9 protein-coding genes are annotated in these 24490 nt (G+C 70.9%); 1 reads left to right on the top strand and 8 read right to left on the bottom strand.

Going from position 1 to position 24490, the window contains the following annotated elements; translation table 11 throughout:
• Window positions 1-181: 181 nt before the first annotated feature.
• From JJV70_RS15775 to JJV70_RS15740, 8 genes are all read right to left on the bottom strand, one after another.
• A complete protein-coding gene (locus tag JJV70_RS15775; protein ID WP_219048616.1) occupies window positions 182-601 on the bottom strand; it encodes a hypothetical protein in 420 nt (139 codons plus the stop codon).
• A complete protein-coding gene (locus tag JJV70_RS15770; protein WP_219048615.1) occupies window positions 598-2712 on the bottom strand; it encodes an integrase in 2115 nt (704 codons plus the stop codon). The genes JJV70_RS15775 and JJV70_RS15770 overlap by 4 nt, the downstream gene beginning before the upstream one ends.
• On the bottom strand, window positions 2709-4475 hold the full coding sequence (locus tag JJV70_RS15765; protein WP_219048614.1) for a hypothetical protein: 1767 nt from the start codon (window positions 4473-4475) through the stop codon (window positions 2709-2711). The genes JJV70_RS15770 and JJV70_RS15765 overlap by 4 nt, the downstream gene beginning before the upstream one ends.
• Window positions 4472-5962 carry a site-specific integrase gene (locus JJV70_RS15760; RefSeq protein ID WP_257574033.1) on the bottom strand — a complete coding sequence of 497 codons (1491 nt, stop codon included), beginning with the start codon at window positions 5960-5962 and terminating at the stop codon, window positions 4472-4474. The genes JJV70_RS15765 and JJV70_RS15760 overlap by 4 nt, the downstream gene beginning before the upstream one ends.
• The gene (locus JJV70_RS15755; RefSeq protein ID WP_219048613.1) at window positions 5922-6269 is read right to left on the bottom strand and encodes a hypothetical protein; all 348 of its coding nucleotides are present in this window, start codon (window positions 6267-6269) and stop codon (window positions 5922-5924) included. Before JJV70_RS15755 ends, JJV70_RS15760 begins: the two co-directional genes overlap by 41 nt.
• A complete protein-coding gene (locus JJV70_RS15750) occupies window positions 6266-6814 on the bottom strand; it encodes a hypothetical protein (RefSeq protein WP_219048612.1) in 549 nt (182 codons plus the stop codon). The genes JJV70_RS15755 and JJV70_RS15750 overlap by 4 nt, the downstream gene beginning before the upstream one ends.
• A gap of 197 nt (window positions 6815-7011) precedes the next feature.
• Entirely contained in the window at window positions 7012-7215 is a 204-nt protein-coding gene (locus JJV70_RS15745; protein ID WP_219048611.1) for a hypothetical protein, read from the bottom strand.
• Entirely contained in the window at window positions 7215-8255 is a 1041-nt protein-coding gene (locus tag JJV70_RS15740) for a hypothetical protein (protein ID WP_219048610.1), read from the bottom strand. The genes JJV70_RS15745 and JJV70_RS15740 overlap by 1 nt, the downstream gene beginning before the upstream one ends.
• A 420-nt stretch (window positions 8256-8675) precedes the next feature.
• Between JJV70_RS15740 and JJV70_RS15735 the strand changes: the two genes are divergently transcribed.
• Window positions 8676-24455 carry a hypothetical protein gene (locus JJV70_RS15735; RefSeq protein ID WP_219048609.1) on the top strand — a complete coding sequence of 5260 codons (15780 nt, stop codon included), beginning with the start codon at window positions 8676-8678 and terminating at the stop codon, window positions 24453-24455.
• Window positions 24456-24490: the final 35 nt, after the last annotated feature.

Below are 24490 nucleotides of genomic sequence, written 5' to 3'. Positions count from 1 at the left end.
GCAATGATCACAACGACATGACACTGGGTGCCTTAGGCGCTGTGTTCGAGGTATGTTCCAGATGCCAATCAGGAGAGACCCCGGTGCCCGTCGACCTCGACGCCGCCGGGGTCCTCTTTGAGCTAGATCTGAGGGTAACGCCCGGCACCGACAGTGCCGCACGAATCGTCTTCGAGCGTGATCACTGCGCCGACGGCCGCGGCTGCGTCGGAAGGACGCGCAGGCTCCCCGGCTGTTCGGTCAGCTGGAGCCGGAGCTGACGGTTCTCCATCACCACCTGATGCAGTGCGCCGACCAGCGCCTCGTTGTCGGCCTTGAGGCGGTCGATCTCCTTCAGCGCCTCGGCCCGCAGCTCCTTGGCCCTGACCAGCTGCCGCCGGAGTCGCTTCTCGCTGTCGGGCATCTCACCGCGGGTCCGGACCTTCTCGTAGAACTCGTTCTTAAGGTCCAGGTGCCGCTGGGTGAGGGCATTGCGGGGGACGTCGGCCTCCATCGCGAGGGCGACGATGGTCAGGGCTCCGTTCGACCGCTGCGGGATTCCGCCGAGAATGCGGTCCATGGCCGCGCGGATGCGATCGCGTTCGTCGGCTGCGGGGCTCATGCGGGTGCCTCCAAGAGGGTGATCCGTTCGCGGTAGTGCTTGTCCACGAGGTCACGCAGGCCCGCGGCATGGTCCCGAAGCCGTTCGGCCAGGGGGCCGGGGACGAGTTCACCGTTGGCCTGCTTGTCGAGCTCGTCGGCCTTGAGGACGAGCTGGACCGCTTGCTGGTCGGTGCGGGCGATGTTCGCGCAGGTCGACACGCAACGCTCAAGACTGGGGGTTTCCTGGCTCCCCCGGAGCTGACAGAGCGCCTTGTCAGGGTTATAGACGCAGGTCAGGAACGCGTTCGGGTTGTCGTGAACGGCCAGGATGGGGTTCGTCAGGAGCTTGCGGGCCTGTCGGGCGGTGAAGAGGATGCCTTCGAAGGCGGGGGCCTGGCCAGCGGCGAGGATGGCCCGCCGTGCGGCCGGTCCGGAGATCCCACCTCCGGCGGCCCGGTCTGCGGCGAGGGCCGCGAGGGTGTCGGCGGTTGCCCTGGCGGTTTCGATGTCGAGCAGGTCGTGGATGCCGTCACGGCTGCGGGAGGCATAGCCGACGCTGACCGCGGTTCGCATGTGGCCGTACTGAATCGCCAGGGCGATCAGTCCTCCCGGTCGTCGGGCGATGTGCCAGGCCAGGGTGCGGCGGAAGCGGCCCGTGCCGATCGCGCCGTGCGGGTCCGGCGGGATGGCCTCGTGCGGACGGTCCAGGCGGTGGGCCAGCTGCGAGGCCCAGCTGACGAAGTGCTCGACCCGTTCGCGCAGGGTCTCGGCGCGAAGCGCGACCTTGGTCCGCTGGCCGAAGCCGCCGAACTGGTGGAACTGGCTGCCGAAGAGGAGTTCCCCGGCGGGGACCATCTGCTCCAGCACGCGTATGGCGGAGACGACCGGGGCGATGGCGACCCAGGGAACGTCTCGCTGTTCACCCGTGGAGAGGTGGTTGCCGTCCTCGTCGACGGCCGTCTTGTAGACGTACCCGTGGATCACGTGCCGCTGGCCGGGTTCGTCCGGTTCGGGGCAGCACCCCGACCGCAGGCCGAGTACTTCGCCGGGCCGCATCCCGGTCAGGTAGGTCAGGACGATGAAGCAGGCTGTGCCCAGGTGGCGCATGAGCAACGGCGCCTCGTCGAAGTCGATGTCCTCGGTCCATCTCGCCTCACCGACCGTGCCGTTGATGGGCGAGGGCAGCGGACATCCCCCCGGGTGGGCGGCCAGATACTCCTTCCACCGCTTCCGCTTGCTGGTGGCGATGTTGATCTGGGCCAGGGCCGAGCCGGTGAGGCCGGCGATGTAGAGGGACGCGGCCAGCCTCCGCCCGTTGACGTTGATCGTGGGCATCGGCCGACCGTGCTCGGCCAGCTCGGCGAGGTAGGTGTTCAGCCGGGCCAGGCCTTCCTTGGTCCGCGGGGCCGTCTTCGCGGCCGTGGTCAGCCGCCGGTTCTCGTCCCAGGCGGCGAGGATGTCCTCGGCGAAGTCGTCGACCACCCGCAGGGCCCAGGTCAGCAGCGGGCCCATCGTCTCCGGGCTGATCGCCTCGGTGAGGTTCTCCCCGCCGACCGACGCGGCCGGGAGAAAGTCGTCGATCCCCTCACGTTCCCAGGGAGGTTCGGGGATGTTCAGCGGGAACGGGCTGGTCCGGTCGAACATCCACAGCCGTGTGAGACCGATCAGGTCGGCGCTGACCGTGTTGCGGTTGGCCTTCTTCTTGCGGTTCAGCGACAGCGCATAGTCGCGGAAGTGCTCGTCGGTGCAGGCCGCCAAACTCGTGACGTCGTGCTTGTTCAGCCAGATCGCGAACCGTCTCCACTGCAGAACCGTGCGATAGACCGTGGCCGCCGACTGTCTTGTCCGCATCGAGGGAGCACGCCCCTCCAGGAAGATGTCGGGCAGCGCGATGTTGATCATCAGCCAGGCCAGGTAGCGGAACTCCTCGCGCATCGAGGCCGGGAAGGGTTTCCAGAGGACGCGGACCCGTTCCGTACTCGGATTGGCGTTGATCGGGTCTGTCGACCAGGCGTCATCGCCGTAGCGGGACACCGGCCCGGTGTAGCCGTCGACGAACAGCTCCTCGGGGATGACGGGGGTGTCGGAGGCCGGGATGGTCAGGGGAATCTCGGCGGTCAGCGTGCTCACGAGTCGAAATGTCCGTTCAGAAGGTCGTCGATGATCTGCCGGTCCCAGTCGCTGACCCGCTGCTGTGCCTGCTTCCAGACCTCGGTGCCGAGCCGCTGCCGCAGGTCTTCCAGCCGGGCATGGGCGTCGTACCAGTCCGCCATCCAGGTTGCCGGGTCCAGGACACTGCGCAGGTTTTCCAGGGCGGCGTGCAGATGGGCGAGCCGGGGGTGGTGGCTCGGGGTGACCCGGGCGTTCGGGCAGGCGGTGCAGAGCAGGAACGATGCCCCGCAGCCCGCGCCGGGCGGCGTGAACGGACTGTGCTCGAAGTCCGAGCACGACGCCGTTGCCGTCTCCTGGTCGCCAGCCTGCGGAGCGTCGGCGAGCTGGGCCTGCAGCACGGTCCGGCGGGCCGCTTCGACAGCGTCGGTCACGCCGTCCGCGATGATGTCGGCTGCGGCCTCCTGGGCCTGAGGCTCGGGCAGCACATAGACACGGTCGTGGGTGTCCTGGGTGTTCTGGCCGGGCTCGCGGCGGTGCACCACATTCACGGTCTTGCGGCCCCGCCGAAGCACCTTGCCCGGCAGCCCCTGCTCTTGTGCCCAGAGGGCGGCAGCGTCGGTGCCGGCGCCGAGCCCGAACGGGCCCACCCGGATCAGTTCGCCGACCGAGTTGGTCGCCGCCTCGCTCCTGTTGCCCTTGCTCCTCCAGACCAGCAGGCGGTCGATCTCGGGGGCCCGGTCCGCGACGTAGGCGCGGGCATTCGCCGTGGCCTCCAGGGCGTCCGAGATCAGTCGCCCGGCAGAGTCGGCTCCGTGGTCGGTGATGTTGCGCGACTCGAAGTGGTGTCCGGCATGACGCCGACGCTTCTCCAGCTCAAGCCGGTAGACCTTCGCTCCGCTCTTCTCCCCGGAGTCGGGCACGGCCCGCGGGACCGGTATCTCGGACATGGTGGTGCCGTTGAAACCGAACTCCGTGACCAGCAGAACTCCGAGCGCAGCCGCCTCCAGCCGCGTCAGGAACAGCCGTTTCCAGGTGTGCTCCGGCCTCCCGCCGCCCAGCACGTTCACGTAGTGGGAGACGACGGTCCGTGTCCTGCCGGTCGCGCTGGTCCGGCGGGGCAGGTCCCCGGTCCGTGCCAGCACGTCCAGGGCCTCGCCGACCGCCCACTCCTTGCTGCCCCGCACGAACTTGCCTTGGCGCCAGGCGTTCAGGTGCTCGGTGTTCTCACGGATCCGCAGCAGCGCGGACCGGAAGGTCCGCCTGGCCGCGGCCTTGATCTGGCGGAACTCGTCCGGCTCGAAGGCTCTCTCCTGCACCTTCGGCTCCGGCAGCCGCCGGGCCATCACCGCCCTGACCTCCTGCGGCAGGCGGCTGTCGGCCCGCAGGAGCAGCTGCGTGACCATGATCTGGTCGTAGCCGGTCTGTGCCTTGGTCCGTCGGCTCAGCCGCCAGGCCGACCACATCGCGGCTGTCAGATCCGGGACGTCCGTCGGCGGATTCTCCTGACCGGACAGGAACTCGCCCAGGGCATGCAGGTGCCTCCACGTGTGCTCACTCGACCTCAGCGACGTCCAGGCGCCGCTGGTGCACTTCGCCGCGAAGAGCACCGCCAGCGAGCGCTGCATCGCCGCAGCCGTCGGCAGCCGCCCGAAGTCGTAGGCGCGTGTGGCGCCCCGCTTGGTCGTGTGGCGTACCACCACGTCGCTCGGGTCCTCGCCGAGAACCGGGGGACGGCGAAAGGGTGTCGTGGGCAGGGCGGCCTTGCGGCCGCGGCGGCTCATGCCGGCCCCGCCGGGATGAGCTTGGCGTCGATGTCCTGGATGCCCTCGCTCTCCTCGGCGATCCGCGCCAGCAGCGAGGTGACCCGGTCCTGGGACCACCCCTCGCCGCCGCCCTCCACCGGCTCGGGATCCGCTATGAGCGACCGCATCTGGAGGTCCGAGACGGGTGCGAGGTAGATCTCCCGCGTCGTCTCCAACTGGGCATGTCCCAGCAGGTCCTGGACCATCCTCCACGGGTCTCCATAGAGCAGCCGGAAGTCCCTCCTCTCCTCCGGTGTCAGCCCCATCCGCAGGTCAACGACGTGGTGCAGGACCACCAGCATGAACAGGGCGAAGGAGTGCCTGGCCATGTGCGGGGTGCAATACGGCGGTTCGGCGACGACGCCGTCCAGCACCTCGGCGCATCTCAGCGAAGCGGTGCGAAAGACGTTCTCCCACGACGCCGGGCGAAACGGCAGACCGGACTCGTTCAACCACAACCACAGCGGTTCCGGCCCCGCCAGACCCTCGATGAACAGCGTCATCCGCTCGGCCACGTCCGCATCGGACAGCGGCGTCCGCCCCTCGACTCCGTCCTGGTCCCGCCAGTGCAGCACCTTCTTGCGCAAACCCGCGACCTTCGTGACCAGCCGCATCCGCGGCAGACGCTCGTAGCGTCCCTTGGCCTGGGCCCGGCGGACCGCGTCCGCCCGCGACGACTCCATATAGCCCTCGACTCCGCCGACCACGGGCGCCGCGGCGTAGAAGGTGCGGGCCCGCTTCGACTTCGTCACCACAGGCGCCAGGCGCCCCGAGTAGTAGCGGGCACCGCCCAGCCGCGTGCGCGGCATCTCGATGGTCAGCAGCGACGCCGCCTCGGTCAGCCGCATTCCCGACGACAGCAGCAGGTCCGCGAAGGCCGAGTTGCGGTCCTCCAGCCGCCCCACCCAGTCCGCCGCCGGCACCCCCTGGGCCGTGTAGCCACGCAGACCGACGTTCACCCAAAGCCGGAACGTCCGCGGCGTCAGCCAGTGGACATCGCTGGCCTTGGCGTCCTTCGCCCGTGCCTGCGGGACCCGGATCACCTTGCCGGTGCGGCCGATGACGTCGCGCATCAGCACCGGATTCCGTACGACGTGCTCGCGCCGCTCGGCCCACTCGTAGAGGCGGGTGAGCGCGGCCAGTCCCCGGTTCCAGCGGGACCCGCCGACCTTTCCCGGGTTCGAGCTGGCCCGGGTCCGCCAGTACTCGAAGTCCGCGAGGTCGTCGTCCGTGGCCTGGTTCCAGACCTTCCCCCGGTCCCACAGGAAGTCGAAGAACAGGCAGTAATCGTCCGTGTAGTTGCGCTTGGTCTCCGGCGCCAACTTCGCGAACCCCGACCGGCACAGGTACAGGCTCAGCAGCTCGTCGATCCGGTAGTCCGGCGACAGCATGATCGGGTCTCCCGGATGGATCCCGAGCCGGTCCTCACGGTCGGACAGGTCCTCCATCCCCACGAGTACGGGCATCCGATCCGCTGGTATCGATCGCCGCTCGGGTACCCAATACACCTGCCACCCCACGTGCTCCACCTGTCAGTCGTGCCGTATCAACACGCTGATCCAACAGGGAATGGTCGACCGCCTTCATGTGCTCCTGGGCGACCAGGTCGTCGACGTCGGCGGCGGTGACCGGCTCACCGGTGTGGTCGGCGAGCAGGCCCGCGATCCGCCGGGCGCCCAAGGCCGGGGGCAAAGACGGTTCCTGCTGTGGGACCACCAAAGTGGTCTCGGTCGTGGCGGTCTCGATCGTCGTGTCCTGCATGGTCTCCGTCACGGGCGGTGCTCCTTCTCGGTGGTCGTGGCGCGGTGGTCTTTCTGGGCGCCGAGTCGGGCGACGGTGTCGATCTCGGCGGTGAGTCGGGCGCGGGCACCGGCGAGCCTTTCGCCGGCCGCACGCTTGGCGGCCCGGGTGCGGGCCAGGGCCTGGGCCTGGCGCTTCTCTCGCTCGGTCAGGGTCCGCACCACCTCCTCGTAGTGCGCCGCCTTCTCGGCGGCGATCTGCGCGCCGGGGCGCTGCGGGCTCTTGCGGCCGGTCCTGGGCTTCCTCGCACGCTGGAGGCGGGCGAAGTCGACCAGCTCCGTCGCGACGACCCACTTGGTCCGCTTGTGCAACGAGCCGGTGAGGAGCACGAGCCGGGGGAAGTTCGCGTGGCGCTTCTGCCAGTTCGAGATCGCAAACTTGCTGACGCCGACGAGCCGGGCGCCGTCGGCCAGGGTGACCAGCTCGCCGTGACGGCCCTGATACTCGGGCCGGAGCCAGACCACACCGTCGGCGCTGGCTTCGGGCGGGGACTCGGGGGGTTTCACTTCCTGGTGCATCTGCGGGTCTCCTCGATGCGCCCGGGGCCGGGGCCGGTGGCTGCTGGGGGCTTCGCCGCCCCCAGGCCCCCGCTCCCCCGGCACCGCCCGGCGCGGTCAGCGCTCCCGTGGTGCGGGTGCGTGCGCGCCGGACGGCACCGGGACTGCGTGTCCCTGGCCTGGGCAAGTTCCTGTTTTCCGAACGGAGATGAGGCGGGTCAGTCGTCGTCCGGGTCCGCCGCGGTGTTGCCGGTGTCGAGCCGGAGGTAGCTGTATCCGCTGTCGTACGGCTCGGGTTCGGTGATGTTGAACTCCCGGCGCAGGACTGCGACGACCAGGGCAGTGGTGGCCTCGTCGGCTGCGATGCGGAGGTCGGTGATCCCGGACAGGTGCTGACGGGGGCGGCGCTCACGGCGGGCCATCAGTGGAAGCTCACTCGCGCGATGACGGCGAGCAGCTCACCCGCGTCGCCGGCGGCCTGGAGCGCCTGGTGGTCGGCTTCCTTGACGGGGCCGACGACCAGGACGTGCTGGGCCCCGTCGAGTAGGGCCCACCAGTCCGCGGGCAGGCTCACGGTCTGCGCCGCCCGCCACAGCTCGATGTCGTCCTGGCCGTCGTCGCCGACGTGGACCAGGCCGCTCAGGGAGCGGTCGGCGATGGTGGCGCGCAGTCGCCAGGACGGGTCCACGTCCGGCATGCCGTGCAGCCCCCAGTGGTCCCAGTCGGTGCGGGCCTCCAGGTCCTCGATCCCGGCACCCTCGCTCTCCGGGTGCAGCGTGAGCATCGGCAGGGGCTGGCCTTCGGGAGTCGTCGTCTGCCCGACGAACACCCCGTAGTTCTCCGCGAGGTGGTAGGCGTCGACGTCACCCAGGTCCAGATCGTCCAGGGTGAAGACGTCGATCCCGGCCGCCCGGAAGGCGTCCATCGGGTCGGTGGTCCCGCGCCGTGAGGCACCCTCGGCGACCTTCCGGACGGCTTCCGCCAGGACGGGGCCGTCCCCCATCGCCCAGTGGTCGAGCGCGTCGTCCAGCAGCGCGGCCGCGGCGGACTCGTCCATCGCATCGACGGCGGCGAACGCCTCGTCACCGCTCCCGGCCTGCATGGCCGTACGGGCCAGGGGGGCCCACTGCCGGGTCGTGTCGGAGGCGGCGAACCCGACGGCGGGGACCGCGCCGTAGACGGCTCCGGCGAGCGCGGCGAGCGTCACCCGGTCCTCCTTCACGACCTTCGGGATCAACGTCTGCTGGCACGGCTGGCACCCGGCCCGGCAGGCGGCGACCAGCCGGGCGGCGAGGTCGAGATCCAGGACCCTCCAGCTGCCGTGCGGCACGAGCGGCAGGGCGCTGAGGTCGGGGAGCGGGGTGTGCGTGTGGGTGGTGCCGGCGGCCGCGGAGCTGTACGCGGCTCCCGTGCGCTGCGCCTTCTTCTTGGCGCGCTGCTTCTTCCCGTGCTTCTTGACCACGAGTTCTCCTCGTCGGCGTGCAGCGGTTACCCATGACCCGATGCACGCGAGCAAGAACGTGGTGAGCTGCGCGGGCATACGGAAGATCCGTCGGGACGGACCGGTGGTGCTCTCTTCGCACTGATGCGCTGGGACCGTGTGGTCCTGGCACCTTCGCCTCAGATCGCTCCCAGTCATGGGCTGAGGCTGGCTTGGGCCTGTGCGTGGCCTTGCTCGAAAACGATACCCACCGCAACTGACAAAAACGGTGAATTCGGCCAAGGCGCGGCCAAAGACAGTGTTCGGAAACACCCGCATTCACCGAACTGGCCCCGGCGTATCTGGATCGAGGTTTTTGACCTTGATCGGTAGGGTCCGGTGGGGAGAAGGTGGCGTGTGCTTGCTGACGTGCCACGGGAGTACGGCACGGGGAGAAAGCGCATGGGGGAACGGTTCGCGACACCGGAAGACGTGCATCGCCACTGGTACCTTGAATCAGGCGACCCCTACCGGATCGCGGAGACGAAGGACGAGGCGGCCAACCGTAAGGCCACCGTCTGGCGCCGCGCAGAACGCGCGAGCGAAGTCGAACTGGTCGGCGAGCACTTGGTCATCGCCCGTATGGGCTACACCGACTCCGGACGGTACCGGTGGGGCGTCTTCCACGCAGGGACCGCCCAGCCGGTGCTGATGCTGGAGTATGAGGACCGCAACCCCGAGGACAACGGGGCGCGGGCCCGTGCCCTGGCGGAGGCACTCGACCTGTGGCGGGACACGGCGACCGGCGAGCCGTTCGACTGGACCAGCGAGGGCCTGATCGACAGACTCCGCTCGCCGTACGGGTACGGCATGCTCGATCAGGTCCGTGGCCGGGACCCGGAAGCCCGCTGGGCGGGCACGGCGCCGGCGGACGTGACGGCCTGGCCGACCGACGATGGGCAGGAGTACGCCTACGACAGCTCCCTGGACAAGGTCACGGTCTACGACCCTGACGGGCTGTTGATCGCCCGGGGAGAGCGCAAGTTCGACCCGAAGACTCGGAAGAGCGCGTTCCTCGGCGAGATGCGCGACGGGCGGCGCATCTCCGGGCAGCGCTCAGACCACTTCGTGCAGAACGCGGTGTGGCAGCACCGGATCGCCCAACTGGAGCCCGGAGCCCGGGACGGGCTGTGGATCTACTACTTGGACCACCGTCCGATCGTGCACGGCACCGACAGGTCCGCCGACGACTGGCCCGACATGAAAGCTCTCCTGCGGTCGGCGGGGTTCACCTACAGCAGCTTCGCCAAGGCGTACGTCACGGCGGGCACCACCCGGGCCATCGCCCGGGCACAGAGCGTCGACCGGCTGGCTCGGGCCCTGTACGCGCAGGGGCGCATGGTAGAGATCCGAGCGGACGAGGACCGGCTGCGCGGCGTCCTCGCGCCCGCTGCCCCCGCCGCGGCCCGCACCGCCGTCCTGGTCCCGGCGCGGGCTGCGGAGGCCCCGCCCGCACCGGAGGCTCCGGCCGCATCGGCGCCGACGGCCGTGCCGGTGCTGAGCCCGCCGGACCTGACGGACGACCAGCTCGCCGCCGAACTCCAGCGGCTGGAAGAGGAGCGCCGGGGCGCGGCGTACGGCAGCGCGCGGTACAAGCAGCTCGACGAACGGATCGCCCCGCTGAAGCAGGAGACCGAGCAGCGCCAGGTGGCGCAGGTGGAGAACCGGCCCGATCCGGCCGGGATGGAGGACGGCGAGATCGCCGCCGAGCGGGAGGCCCTGGCGCCCACCCTGGGGCGTCGCGTCATCGGCCACGAGAACCGCACGCCCCTGGCGGTGGCCCGCCGGGAGCGGGACGAACTGCTGCGCGTCGAACAGGCCCGGCGCACGGCGACGGAGCTGGAGGCCCGGCCGCCGGTCGTGCAGCTGACGGACGAGGAACTCCAGGCGGAGGGCGCGCAGCTGGTCAAGGACCGTCACCAGCGGCCGCCGGAGGCCGCTGACGCCTTCGGTGACCGGGTGGCGGCGGTCGGGGCGGAGATCGCCGACCGCAGGCTGCACGCCTGGGGGGAGCAGCCGCCGGCGGAAGGCCTCGACGACGTCGAGCTGACGGAGTCCTTGGAGGCGCTGCGCGGGCTGCGCCTGTCCGACACCGAGTTCGCGGGCTCGATCAAGGCCAAGGACCGCGTGGAGAAGGTGTTCAAGGCCCGCCGCCACGTTCTACAGGAGGAGATCAAGCAGCGCGACGAGAAGGCGTTCCGGGCGCTGCTGGAGACGGACGGCCGGATTCGGCTGGAGACCTACAGCCACAGCAGCACCGTCAAGGTCCGGATCGACAACCGCTACTACGGCGAACTCACCGACAACTACTCAAGCTGTCGGGCGCGGCTGTGGCGTGGCAGGGACAGTACCCGCGAGGAAGCGTGGCGCACCGATGCGCTGCGCTGGCTGATCGGGGAGTACGAGAAGGACCCCGAGACCCGCGATACCCGCACCTGGGGCGCCTACGTGCCGGTCGAGCTGCCCCCGGCGTTCGTCGACCACCTCACCATCCGCTTCAGCTCCCTGACGCTGTCGGGTGAGGCGGAGAAGTACCTGATCACGCAGGTCACCGAGTCCTCGCGGACCCAGTCGTGGGACGAGACCGGCAAGAAGATCATGGTGCACGCCCTTGACGTGCCGGAACGGGCGCTGCCGGTCCTGGAGCGGATGGGGCGACGCCTGGCCGACCGGCTCGACGACGATCTGGACTCCGACGACAGGAAGACCCGGGACCGGGCCAAGCGAGCCCGCCCGAACGTGCTGCGCGCCCTGGACGACATCGTGGCGCTGACGGAGGACCGCGGTCTGAAGCCGCTGGGCCCGGATAATGCGAGTGCAGGGGCACCGCAGGACGGAGAGGCAGACAGTGAGCGAGTACGCGAAGACGGCCCGCCGGCACTGGGAGACGTTCCGGCCGCGGGAGCTGTCGCAGATGGAGGACCCGGAGGCGTTCTTCCAGGCGCTGGCGACGGACGTGCAGGAACGGATCGCGGAGCTGACCGAGGAGAAGATGGGCGAAGCGATGCGGGAGACGGACCACCAGCGGCGGGCGGGCAAGCTCAAGGCGGCCCAGCAGATGGCCCGGGAGCAGGCGCTGAGGGAGATCGTCTTCCTGGAGCCGGAGGAGGAAAGCCGGGACGCGGAGCTGCCCCGCTAGTCTTCCGGACCGCCTCCCAGGAGGACCTGGCCCCGGCGGGCGAGCGGGCCAAGGCTGCCGCCAACCTGGAGACGGTCCGCGTCCTCAAGCGGGCACAGGAGGAGAAGCGGGCGGCCACCGCCGCCGAGCAGCAGGTGTTGGCCCGCTGGTCGGGCTGGGGCTCGGTCCCCGAGATCTTCGCCGCCCGCCCCCGTGAAGACGATCCGGTCTTCGGGCCAGGCGGTGAGCGGGAGGGCGGCTACGCGGCCGCCGTAGCCCGCTGGGAGTCCTTCGCGGACGTGCGTGACCCGCTGCGCGTGCTGCTGGACGATGAGGAGTGGCGGGCGGCCGCCGCCTCGACCCTCAGCGCCCACTACACCCCGCCGGAGGTCACCTCCGCCCTGTGGCAGGCGCTGGCCGACCTCGGGTTCGACGGCGGTGAGGTGCTGGAACCCGGCAGCGGCGCGGGCGTCACCTTCGGCACCGCGCCGGAGTCGGCCCGGCTGACCGGTGTCGAGATCGACCCGACGTCCGCGGCCATCTCGCGGCTGCTGGCGCCCGGCGTGACGGTCCTGAACGAGTCGTTCGCCGACACCGTGGCGCCCGACGGCTCGTTCGACGGCGTGGTGGGCAACGTCCCCTTCGCCCGGGTCTCGCTGTACGACCCGAAGCACAACCGCGGCCGCCATCGCCTGCACAACCACTTCCTGATCAAGTCGGTGGCGTTGACCCGGCCGGGCGGCGTGGTCGCGCTGATCACCTCCCGGCACACCCTGGACGCCGAGAGCGCCGGGGCCCGCAACGAGCTGTTCGAGATGGCCGACCTGCTGGGCGCCGTACGTCTGCCGAACAAGGCCTTCGCCCGCTCCGCCGGCACCGACGTGGTCACCGACATCGTCGTCCTGCGCCGCCGGATGGACGGCGAGGAACCCCTTGACCGGTCCTGGCTGACCTCCAGCAAGCGGGCGGTCGGCGAGCACCAGCTGCCGGTCAACGACTACTTCGCCGCCCACCCCGAGCACGTGCTGGGCACCCTGACCAGCCGCATGGGCGCGTACGGGCCGGAGGTCGCCGTCGAGGGCGACCCGGACGTTGGGGAGGCACTGCGTACTGCTCTGCGGCAGGTTACCGACAGCGCGGTCCTGGCGCGGCGCTGGTACGCGCCGCATCCCGAGGGGCCGTACCGGCCGCGCCTGCGGCTGAAGCCCGCAGCTGACCTCCAGGACTTCACCGGCCGCTTGTCAGCCGACGTGGAGGGCAAGCTGTGGCGCACCTCCGGCGACGGCGAGCTGGTGGCCGTCGAGCTGCCCGCCAAGCAGCACGCCCAGCTCGCCGCGCTGATCGAACTCAAGGACCTGGTGCGTGGGCTGAACGAGCTGGACCGCTCCGGCTCCGACCTCGCCCTGGCCGACGCCCACCGCCGTCTCACCAAGGAGACCTACGAGCGGTACGTCGCCGCCCACGGGCCGCTGTCCCGGCCAGGGCAGCAGCAGAACGTCACGACGCGGACGGACGACGGCGAGAGCGTCGCCGGGCTGACCGCCTGGGGCTACTTCCTCAACGATCCGCAGGCCTATGAGGTCCTGGCGCTGGAGATGTGGGAGGCGGGCTCCGAGACGGTGCACGTCTCGGAGATCCTCGACCGCGCTCCTGCCGCCCGCCGCAGCATCCTCGGGCAGCACACCGACGACCCGCAGCAGGCGCTGGACGCGGTCGTCGCCGAGCGCGGCCACGTCGACCTCCCCCACATCGCCTGGATGCTCCAGGTCGACGAGGACGAGGCCCGCCGGCGGCTGGCCCGCTCGGTGTTCACCGACCCGCTCACCGGGGATCTGCTCTACAGCGCCGACTATCTCTCCGGAGACGTCCGCACCAAGCTGGAGATCGCCCGGCAGGCCGCCCAGCGCGATGCGGCCTTCAAGGTCAACGTCGCCGAACTCGAACGCGTCCAGCCGCGCGAGATGCTGCCCGGCCAGTTCGCCGTCCGCCTGGGCGCCGCCTGGCTCCCCGACGACCTGGTGCAGCAGTTCTTCCGGGAGTACCTGGGAGACGCACACCTGACCATCCAGCACTCCGGCAACGGCAACTGGCACATCCTCAAGGGCCGCGGCCTGAGCGAAGAGGACGAGGTCAAGCACAGCGCGGGCGGCCTGCACCCGCTCGCTCTGCTGAACCGGGTCCTCAACGGCGGCTCGATGGCCGGGCGGCCTGCCGACGATGAGGAAGCCGCCCGCGCGGTGCGGGTCAAGGCTGAGGAGTGGCGCGACGCCTTCGAGGCGTGGGTGCTCGACGACTCCGTGCGGGCCGCCCGGGTCGCGGACGTCTACAACCGGCAGATGAACAACCGGGTGGTCCGGGACTTCACCGGCACCCGCCCCTCCCTGGCCGGGCTCGATCCCGACTTCACGCCGTACGACCACCAGCTGTCGGCCGCAGCCCGGATGGCGCACGAACGCTGCCTCGTGCTCTCCCACGTGGTCGGCGCGGGCAAGACGGGGGCGCTGGCCATCGGCATGATGGCCATGAAGAACACCGGCCAGATCGAAAAGCCGCTGGTGGCGGTCCCGAACTACCTGGTCGAGCAGTGGGAGGGGGAAGTGCGACGCCTCTTCCCGGCCGCCCGCATCCTCACGCTGACCAGTGCCGACCTCGCCGACGGCAAGCGCGACCAAATGCTCCAGTACGTCCGCGCGAACAGCTTCGACCTGATCATCATGTCGCACTCGCTGTTCGACTCGATCTCGCTGAGCCCGGAGTTCTACGAGTTCTACAACGACGAAGAACTGCGCAAACTGGACGCGCAGATCCTTCACGAGCGGCGGCGTGAGGGAAAGTCGATCAGCCTCAAGCAGCTCCAGGAACGGCGCCAGCAGCACGAGGAGAGCCTCAAGGAGAAGGCGGCCGCCGTCCGCACCCCCGGACAGGTCTACATCGACGACCTCGGCCTGGACTTCTTCGCGATCGACGAGGCCCACGAGTACAAGAACCTCGCCGTCCGCTCCAAGATCCCCGGCGCCCGAGTCGCCGGGTCCGCCAAGGCTCAGCACCTGCACGCGGTGCTGGAGTGGGCTCGCCGCAACAAGCCCACCGGCCCGATGGGCTGCCTCGCGACCGGCACCCCGTTGTCGAACGCCATCGGCGAACTGCACACGCTGTTGCTGCTGGCCAACCCGGACCTGCTGCGCGACCTCGGCATCGAGGAGTTCGACGCCTTCGCCACCATGTACGGGAAGATGGTGGAGCGGCTGGAGATGACCGTCGACGGCAAGGGCTTCAAGTCCGTCGAACGGTTCGCGTCCTTCCACAGCGTCAACTCGCTGCTGCGGCAGCTGTGGCTGCCGGTGGTCGACTACAAGGACGAGGAAGACCTCGGGCTGCCACTGCCGGGTATCAAGGGCGGGGAGCCTGAGCTGATGCTCGTGCCGGCTACCGCCGAGCAGCAGGCGCTCATGCGGGAGCTGGGCGAGCGGTACGAGGCCTATCACCTGGGCGAGGTCGACAAGAGCGAGGACAACCCGCTCTCGATCAACACCGACGCGCGGGTCATCGCCCTCGACCCGCGGCTGATCGACGCGCAGGCGGAGCCCGGCAACAAACTCCGGATGCTCGCCGACCGCATCGCCGCGAAATACCATGAGACCAAGGGCAACCAGTACACCTACAGCACGAAGGACCGGCGACCCCACCCTGTGCCCGGTGCCCTCCAGATGGTCTTCCTCAACCAGGGCACCCCGGGCGGCAAGAACCGCGGCAACTTCAACGCCTACCAGGAACTGAAGGACCTCCTGGCGGAGCGTGACGTACCCGCCGAGAAGATCGACTTCATTCATGACGCGTCCCGCGCCGACCAGCGGCGCAAGCTGACCGCACGCGCCAACCACGGCGGCAGCAACGTCCTGATCGGCTCCACCCAGCGCATGGGCAAAGGCCTGAACGCGCAGAACCGCGCCGTCGCCCTGTACCACGCCGATCCGGACTTCCGGCCCGCCGACATGAAGCAGAAGGACGGCCGGGCCCTGCGACAGGGCAACCAGAACAAGGTCGTCGAGATCGTCTGGGCGGCCACGGAGAACACCTTCGACTCGCGGATGTACGGCATCCTCGCCACGAAGGCCAAGGGCTTCGACCAGCTCTACAAGGCCCGGCTGGACACCGGAACGGACGAGATCCAGGAAGTCGACGAGGCGATCGTTCCCTACGAGGAAGCGATGGCGATCATCTCCGGCAACCCGTACCTGATCGCCCAGGAGGAACTGCGTAAGCAGCTGCGCACCCTCACCCTGGACCAGAACAACCGGGCCACCCAGCGGGCCATCGTCCACAAGAAGGTCCAGCAGCTCGACAAGGACATGGCAGCCCTGGCCCAGGACATCAACCAGCGCGGCGCCGTCCTGCCGTCTCTTCGCCCGGTCCTGGGCAACGACTTCGAGATCACCTTGGGCGGCGTCACCTACACCAAGCACAAAAACGCCGCCGCACCCCTCACCGACGCGCTCGCCAGCGTCCTTGAGGGCTTGCCGGAGGAGCGCGCCTTCACCCCCGACACCGTCCTCGGACGGCTCGGGGGGCGCGACCTCGTCGCCGTGGCCTCTCGTGAGGACGGCCAGGAGGTGCCCTTCGTCCGCGTCCACCTGGACGGCCTGCCGGGCTCTCTCCAGCGCTTCGACGCAGTCGAGCTGAGCATGCTCAAGGGCGAGACACTGCTTCGGCGGCTGACCAAGACCATCGCGGAGGCACCCGAGCGGCAGATTGAGAACGAGGGCAACCTGACGGCCAAGCGGGCCACCCGTGACGAGCTGCTGGTGTACTCCGAGCAGCTGCGCGGACAGGTGCCCGGCCTCGGGCGAGCGCGTGAGCGCCTGAGCCTGGTCGATGCCCTGGTCGCCGCGCAGATCGCGGTGAACAAGGCGGGCGAGCCCACCAAGGACGAGTCGGCCGCCGAGACGGAGAAGCGCAAGCAGGCCATCGAACGGCGCGACGGACTGCAACGGCAGCTGGACCAGCTCGACGCCACTCCCCCGGCAGAGACCTCTCCGGAGGCTGGCGAGGCCCTGCTCTCCCCTCAGCAGAGGGAGAGGGAGGCGGAGACCGCGGGGAGCACGGAGGCCGGGCCCGCCGGTTCCGGAGGCACTTTGCAGGAGCTGATCGACGGCTTCGGCGACCGTGTGATGGTCGGGCACATCGGTGGTCAGCAACCGGCACCCGGATCGCCCGGCGAAAGCAACGAGCAGCCGAGCAAGCAACCAGCGGAGCAGCCGGAGGGCCCTGCCGAGACGGCGGCCGCGCCGCCCGTCGACGAGGCCCTGGACGACGAAGAGGCCGGCGCCCCGGCGCCGGACGGCGACGGGTACGGGACGGCCGATCTGTACGAGTCGTTCGGCCTCACGCAGCCCGAACGCGTGCCGGTGCCCGATACTGGGCCCGAGGCGCAGCCGGAGGCGGAGGAGGCAGCCGGCGTCTCGGACGGGCAGATGACCGTGGAGGAGGTACAGCCCGAAGCCGCACCGGACAGCCCGGGCGACGTCGCTTCGCGGGGGGACGGGCGGGTCCGCCTCACCAGCACGGACGGGCGGCTGACGTTCACCCTGCTCGAAGTCCCTGCGGACGCGGGGCTTGCCCCGGAGGCGGTGGACGGGTATCAGCGGCGGCTCAGCGAACTCATGGCGGTCGTCGAGACCAAGAACGAGCAGACGGCGCAGACCCCCGACGAGCAGGCCAAACATCTGGCCCGGTGGCGCCGCACACACAAGGGGGACAACCGCCTGGAGCCGTTCCGGCCGCTGCCCTCCCTGCGGTTGACCCCGCAGGCGGACGCTCCCGGCCTGACCCCTGCGGAGTACGGCATCGGCTCGTGGGTGACCTGGCGGGACGGGCAAAGCGGCGAGCAGGTGACCGGTCAGGTGATGGGTCCGGGTCCGGCCGGTAACACCTGGTTCGTCAGCACGGACCGGACCGGCCACACCGGCGAGTACCACGTGCTGTCCCGCAGCGGGAAGAAGGCGACCGGCTACACCTACTCCCTCAACGGCGCGGCCACGGATCTTCGGCCCGCAGACGGGCCCGGGCAACAGCTGCCGCTGGAGAACCTTCCGGGGGTGGACGCGGTGCCTGCCAGGCCGGTCACGTCGTACGCCGACTGGCTGCCGACAAACGGACTGGCCCCGGTACGCGAACCGATCCCGGTGACGGTTGGGGAGATGGGTCCCCGATTCGATCCGGCGGAAGTGGCCTTCGACGTCGTCGCCGACGGCATCCCCTTCCTGGTCAGGCTGAGCCAGGACGACGAGACGCTGACCTCGACCTTCGTGCCGCGCATCGAGTCCGACGGCAAGGTCGTCGTCGAGTTCGGCCCCCTGGACAGCCGGGGGGAGGCCGTGGACTTCTGCGTACGGGTGGCCCGTGAGGCGCGGGAGATGGCCGACAAGCCGCTGTACGCGCAGAACCGCTACTACAACTTCGACCTGGCGGGCGAGGGAGTCTGCGGCCGGTGCAGTCTCCACCTCGACGACAACGACGTGAAGCCGCTGTACCGGGTGGACGGCGGCGACGCCGACTGCGTCGCCCACCTTCACCTCCGCTTCCGGGCGGCAGAGGACGACATCGCCGAGCTGGCCCGGGCCCGTCGCATCTGGGCGGTCCGTACGGACACCGAGCCCGAGACCGCCGACGCGGCACCGCCAGCCGACACGGTGGAGTCCGCGGAAGCGACCGCCGCTCCGGAGGCGGTCGTAGCGTCGCAGGACCCGCCCGAGGTCGCCCGTGAGGCACTGCAAGGCGGCAACCGGATCACGGCCGTCATGAGCGGCCGGAGCATCGAATGGGACGCGGACGCCTGGGGGGTGCCCGTGCCGGAGACGGTCACCCTCACCGGCACCGTCTATCCCGGGCATCGCGACTACCGCCAGAACACCACGCTGCTCGACGCCGAGATCCGCGGCCAGGCCGGGCAGGAGGTGATCGCCACGGCCAGTGTCTTCGTCCGGCTGCTGCCTGCACAGGTGCAGCTCATCCCGGCCGAACACCGTGAGGACCTACGGCCGGAGACTCGCACCGTGGCGCAGGTCCGCCTCGGTGACCTCATCGCCGAGGGCGGCACGCGCGGCGAGTCCGTCACCGAGCTGCGGTTCGCGGACGGCAATCGCCGTGGCAGCGTCATGGCGTTCTCCACCCAGGACGTAGCCACCGGCGGCAGCAACAGCTTCGCCCTGAACCTCACGGAAGAGGTCATGGTGGTGCCCCGCGAGCGGCGGGCACCGCAGGACGTCGCCGCGGTGTTCGGCCGCCACGGCAGCCACGAGCATGTGGCGTCCGAGACCCAGCGGACCTACGACCTGCACGCCGCCGTCGCGGAGGTCGCCTCACGCGTCTGGCCGGACGGCAGCGGCCCCCAGGACGAGGTCCAGGCACTGAGCACAGCAATCGGGGCGATCGACGCCACCGCGAGGGGCGCAGATGCCTACCGGGCCAACGCCGCGGCAATGGAGACTGCGGCGGCCACCGCCGCAGCACTGTTCGCCGCCACCGACGACGACATGCTCAGTCGCTACGTCGGCCAATCCCTGCACCGGCTGCGTCAGCACCTGGACGTTCAGGCCCACCGGCTGAGCGCGTCCGCCGCACACCTCGACGAGCGCGCGGCCGCCGCCCCGGCGGCGAACCCGAGCACGGCCGACGAGCCCACCCCGCCCGCCCCTGAGGAACAGGGAGCACCGGACCAGCCAGTCGAGCGCCCCCAGGAAGCGGAAGACGTGGCCTCGCAGGGCACCGGCGAGATGGAACAGCTCGGGCTGTTCGGTGATACGGCAGAGGGCCCGGCGGAGCCGGAGACGGCTCCGGGCAGCGAGGCCGTTCCTGCTGATGAACTGCCTGCCCAGTCAGTGTTGACCGAGGACAGGCGAGGGGCACAGCTTCGGGCGGCGCTCATCGAGGGCGAGACGATCGCCCCGGCGTCGTTCACCGACCGGGGCCAACCGGCGGCGGGCTGGGTCCTGACAACAGCGGGCGGGCACACGTTCCGGCTGCGCTCCGTGACGTACTCCCGTCCGGATGAGGACAAGTGGGAGGCCGGACACGAGGCTGACGGCTCCCACTGGTGGAACGGGGACCCGGAGGACCGGCCCCTCAAGGCCGTGCTGGCGCGGGTCCGTGAGGACACCGCGACCCGTACCCGATTTGCCTCCCTGTGGGCCCAGTACGGACACCTGACAGAGCAGCCAACGCAGTTCGAGACGACCACAGACCGTATCCAGCTCGAAGAGGGCGTATACCTGATCCGGCGGTTCGGCCGCACCGGCCTCATCGCTTCGTGCCGGTGGGGTTGGGAGCACCTGACCGACCCGGACGGCGCGCAGGGCCACACCGGTGAGAACTGGGCCCGGACGGGCCCGGACAATCGGCAGTACGTCGCCGAGTGGAAAGTCTGGAACTCGGCCCAGGGCGCCATTCCGACTGCGCGGCTACGCGTCGTGGCCCAGCTCACAGATGACATGGCCGACACGCCGGACGCCTACTGCGACGCGTCCGAGCCGTACGTCGGCAAGTGCAGCGCGAAGCGCTCCGGAGCCCGGTACACGGTCGCCGTCGACACGGACCAGGGCAGTGAGCTTGGCTGCTACACCGTGTGCGCGCGGTGCCTGTCTCACCGGCTCCTGGGCGACGAGGACAGGCAGATCGGCCACCGCGACGTTGAGAGCTTCGCTCAGGCCCTGGCCAAGGGTGATCCAAGGGTGGGCGACCTGCACTGGAAGCAGTGGCCCGACCGAGCCGCTGAGCTTGCCGGACAGATGCTGTCGACCGCGCTGGAGGCCGGAGAGACCGCCCCATGGCCCGCCCAGGCTCTGACGAGCCAGATCCTCACCGAGGCATGCGAAGCCGGTGACGGCCGCGCCATGCGTGAAGCGCGAGCGGAGGTGAAGGCTGCGGGCGGGGACGCGAAGGCACAGAAGCGGGCAGCGGATGAGGCTTTGGCAGCCCGCCAGGACCGGGCCGCGCTGGTCGCCCGGCGTGGCGCGACCCACACGGATGCGGCGATCGAGGCCGACCGCGTGGCCGTCGCGATCCTCGGACTCGCCGGCTGGGGGGCGGCGGGTAGCGACACGGTGCCGGAGCCTGCTGAGGATGCGGCGCCCCAGCTCATCGACGTCGAGTCGCTGACCGTCAGCCCGCAGGTCCGCAATGGCGAGCCGTCCTCGCGCGAGTTCACCGTCACCGGGCCCGGGCTGACCGTCGGCGAGTACGGGATCTCCCACGACGCCCAGGGCAGGGACGCGCGGGGGATCGTGTGGAGGGCGACCTGGCACGGTGTAGAGCCGTCGGGCCGGTGGGGCGTGATCAGTATCGGTTCCGGCGAGGGCCAGAGCGCGGCCCTGGCGGCAGTCGCTGAGCATGCGGCCAAGGCTGGCGGGGATGTGGCCGCCGGGTTCTCCGTCGCCCGCCGCATGCACTATGACGCCGGGCTGTGGGTGCTGCCGAAGGTCGGGGAGTCGGAGGCGATCCAGTACCACCCTGACGGCTCGTGGACGATCACCGCCGAGACCGGCGCCCCGTACACGGTCCGCCGGGAGTGGCGAGGCCGCACCGCCTCCGGTGACCTGGCACCGCTCCTGATCGAGGACCAGGCGGGGACCCTGATCGCGTCCTGCACCGCCGTCGACAGCTACATGTCCGCATGGGCGCCGATGCTCGACCGCCTCCGCCTCCACGCCACGGCGGTCGCTGACGGGGTGCAGCACGCGACGGCCGTCACCATCGGCGGCCCGACCCAGGAGTGGGTTGAGGCATGGTGTGTGTGCAGCTGGACCGAGCGCGCCGACGTCGCCGGGTACGCCGACCGCGTCCCCGCCGGCGAGGCAATGGCCCTGGCGCACCGTCAGGAGATGTCGGCGGTGGCTGAGGCACCGGCCGCCGCCGAACTGCCGGAACTCGACGTGGTGCTCCTGGACGTGGACGTGCCGCCGCTCGACCCCGCCGAGCCGTACGACACCGACGAGGAAGCGCAGGCAGACATCGGGCGCCTGGGCGAGGCGTTCGCACGGTGGGACGCCCTGACCACGGTCCAGCGCTACTACGAGGCCGACCGGCAGCAGCGTCCCGACGGCGCCGGGACCCCGACCAACTCCGTCGCGCAGCTGGCGGCGGCATACCGGGACGCCGAGCAGTCCCGGCATGACGGCCCGGCGGGCTCGCCGGACGACCTGGTACGTCAGGTCCACACGGTGGCGGTCTGGAGCGACGCCCTGGAGCCCGTGGTCGACGAAGAACTGCGCGGTCCGCTGAGAGAGGTGCGGGCGGCCGCCACCCTGCTGGCCTCCCGTTCGCAGGCGACGGTGGAGGCCTTCGAGGCGGAGCTGGCCGCCCTCTCCGAGAACCCCGCAGAGGAGAGCGCGGCCGCCGAGACGGCGCCTGCCGAACAGGTCTCCGTGGCCGTCGACGACGAGCCGGAGGCCCCGGCGGACACCACCGAACCGGGTCCCGGCGAACCGGCCGCCGACACCGGAGCTGCGGAGTCTCCCGCGCCCGCACAGTCCACGACGGCCCCCGAGACGGACGGCGTCACGGACGACGATCCCGCGCCGGTCGCCCAGGAAGCCCCGGAGCCGCCGGCCGCCGCCGGTCCCCCGGAGAACACCGCGGCGGACAGCGCTCCGGAGCCGGATCGCGCGCCGGACCCCCAGGAACCCGCAGTCGCGGTCCCGGATGAGGGGATGCACGAGGCACGGCGCGAAGCGTCGTTCCTCGAGCAGGACCGACCCCAGCCGACGGACAGCGACCAGCAGACGCCGGAGCCCGGCACGGCGGCCGCACCGCCGGAGCCGGACCCGGACCCGACCCCGGCGAGCGAGGACGCCCCCGGTGACGAGACGGCGCGAGACGCTTCGGAGGAACCGACCATGACCACCCCGCCGATCCCGGAGACCACCGACGCACCGGCGCCGGACGAGCAGATCACCGAGGAACCGCCCGCACCCCAGCGGTACTTCGACACCGTCGCACTGGCCGGGGACCTGGACTACCGGATGCGCCTGTCCGGGCTGGACGGTCAGCCGGTCGACTCCGGAGACGTACTGCGGGGCGACCTCGTCATCGCCACGCTTCACCCGGGCCCCGAGGGCGGATGGTTCGCCCGGCTGGACGCCGTACGCCTGCCCAATGACGTCACGTACCTGGTCGACACACCGCAGGACGCAGCGGCCCAAGCGGCGGTCATGCACTCCGCGTTCACCGGCGCTCCGTACGGTCCGGCGCCCGGGGCGGCCGTCGGCGACGAGACCCGGCAGCGGGTGGACGTGCTGCGGGCCGACCTGCGCGACGCCGCCGTACGGCACCGCGACGCGGTGGCCGGTGCGGCCGCCCGGGCCTACCCCGACCTCGGGCAGAACGAGCACTTCCGGGCGCTGGTCGGCCACCTCGACGGCCTGGCGGCCGCGGTCTCCGACGCCCACGGATCGCAGCAGATGACGCAGCACCTCGACGACGTCCAGGGGGCCGTCAACGCCTGGGGCGGCGCACTACCGAACGACCCCGGGCACCCGGAGCGCCGTCAACTCGCCTTCCCGCTGGCCCATCTGCTGTACGACGCCCGGCGCATGCAGGACCAGGTGCAGGCCACGCTCGCCGTGATGCAGGCAGAGCGGGAGGCCGCCCGGGCCGAAGAGGCCGCGGCCGCCGTCGCGCTCAACGAGAGCTATCTCGCCGACTACCGGGCCGGGCGGCCGCCTCGCGACGAGGCGGCCGCGGCGACCTACCGCGAGTGGCAGCAGCTGGACGCGGAGGACCAGCAAGCGGCCCTCGACTCGCAGGGCGAGGAGGACGAGCACCGGTCGGCCGACGTCGGCGAGTGGACCGCCGCGGCGACGGACACCGGGCCCCGGCAGGAAGGCACGGAGTCCCAGAGTCCCGAAGTCCCGGACTCACAGAGCACGGACACGGCCCGCGAGGAAGCACCAGCGGCCCCAGCAGGGACGGCAGCGGACGCACCGGCCCCGGAGAACGCGGAGAAGGATGCCGCTCCCGAGGACGGCGGCCCGGCTCCCGAGGACGCCGTCGACGCCGTTCGCCAAGCGCTGGAAGACGCCCTGCGGGCCGCCGATCAGCCGGGGCCTGCCGCGCCGGAGTCCGGTGAGCTGCCGCTGTGGACCGGCCCGGAGGCCTCGCCCGGGGACACCGCGGCGACGGCTCCTACGGCCGGGCCGATGGACGTACGTGCCGAGTTCCAGGCGGTGCTGGGTGCCTGGGACGAGCACGTGCCTGCGGTGAACGGCACGGCCCAGGACCTGGTCGCCGACCTCGACGCCGACCTCGCCACGTTGCGGCGGGCGTTCGCTGAGGCGGTCGCCCCGCCCGCGCCGGCGGAACCGTCCACCCCTGCGGCCCCGGCGGCCAGCACCACGGAAGGGGCGGCGGCCGCGCCCGTCCCGCAGCAGGCCTCGGACGTCAACTTCGCACTCCAGCAGGCCGATACGCACGGCGCCGCGCTCCAGGACCTCCCGGAGTGGCAGAAGATCCAGACGGTGCGCGGTGCGGTCGGTCACCTGTTCCGCGTCATGCGGGAGCGGGCCGGGGAGCACTTTGAGCGCCTGTTGGGGGACAACCGCGTCGGCGAGTTCTTCCGCAAGGTCTCGATCAACGCCTGCGAGAAGGTCGCCGGGTGGGCGCAGGCGGGGGCCGACCGGCTCCGGCGCCGGGGCGAGGAGCGGGGGGCGGACGCCGCGGCCGCCAACTCGCTGGGGGACGTCGCCGATGCCGCCTCCGCCTATAGCTCCTCCGGCGGCGGACGTGTCGGGACACCGCCGGCGGAGCGGGGCGCCACGGCGACCACGGTGCACATCCCGGAGATGCGGAAGCTCGGGGCTGCGTTGTCCCGGCCTCTCCCCGGCGCCAGAGACGGGCGCGGTGCGCGCGTCTCCACGGCGGCCGCGCGGGGCAAGTCGACTACGCGCGGCGCGGTAAAGAAGCCGGGCGGCTCCGGGAAGAAGAAGGAGGGTGGCTCTGCGGAGGAGGCGGGGCACCTGCGCCGTGGCGGTACCGACCCGCAGCAGCAGAACCCCAAGCCGTCCCAGCGGTAGGGACACGAACGACACTGCGCTGGTGGCCCCGGTAG

Origin of the sequence: Streptomyces sp. JJ66 (assembly GCF_019303495.1) — a bacterium.
Lineage (GTDB): Bacteria > Actinomycetota > Actinomycetes > Streptomycetales > Streptomycetaceae > Streptomyces.
This window is presented reverse-complemented; position numbering and strand designations above follow the sequence as displayed.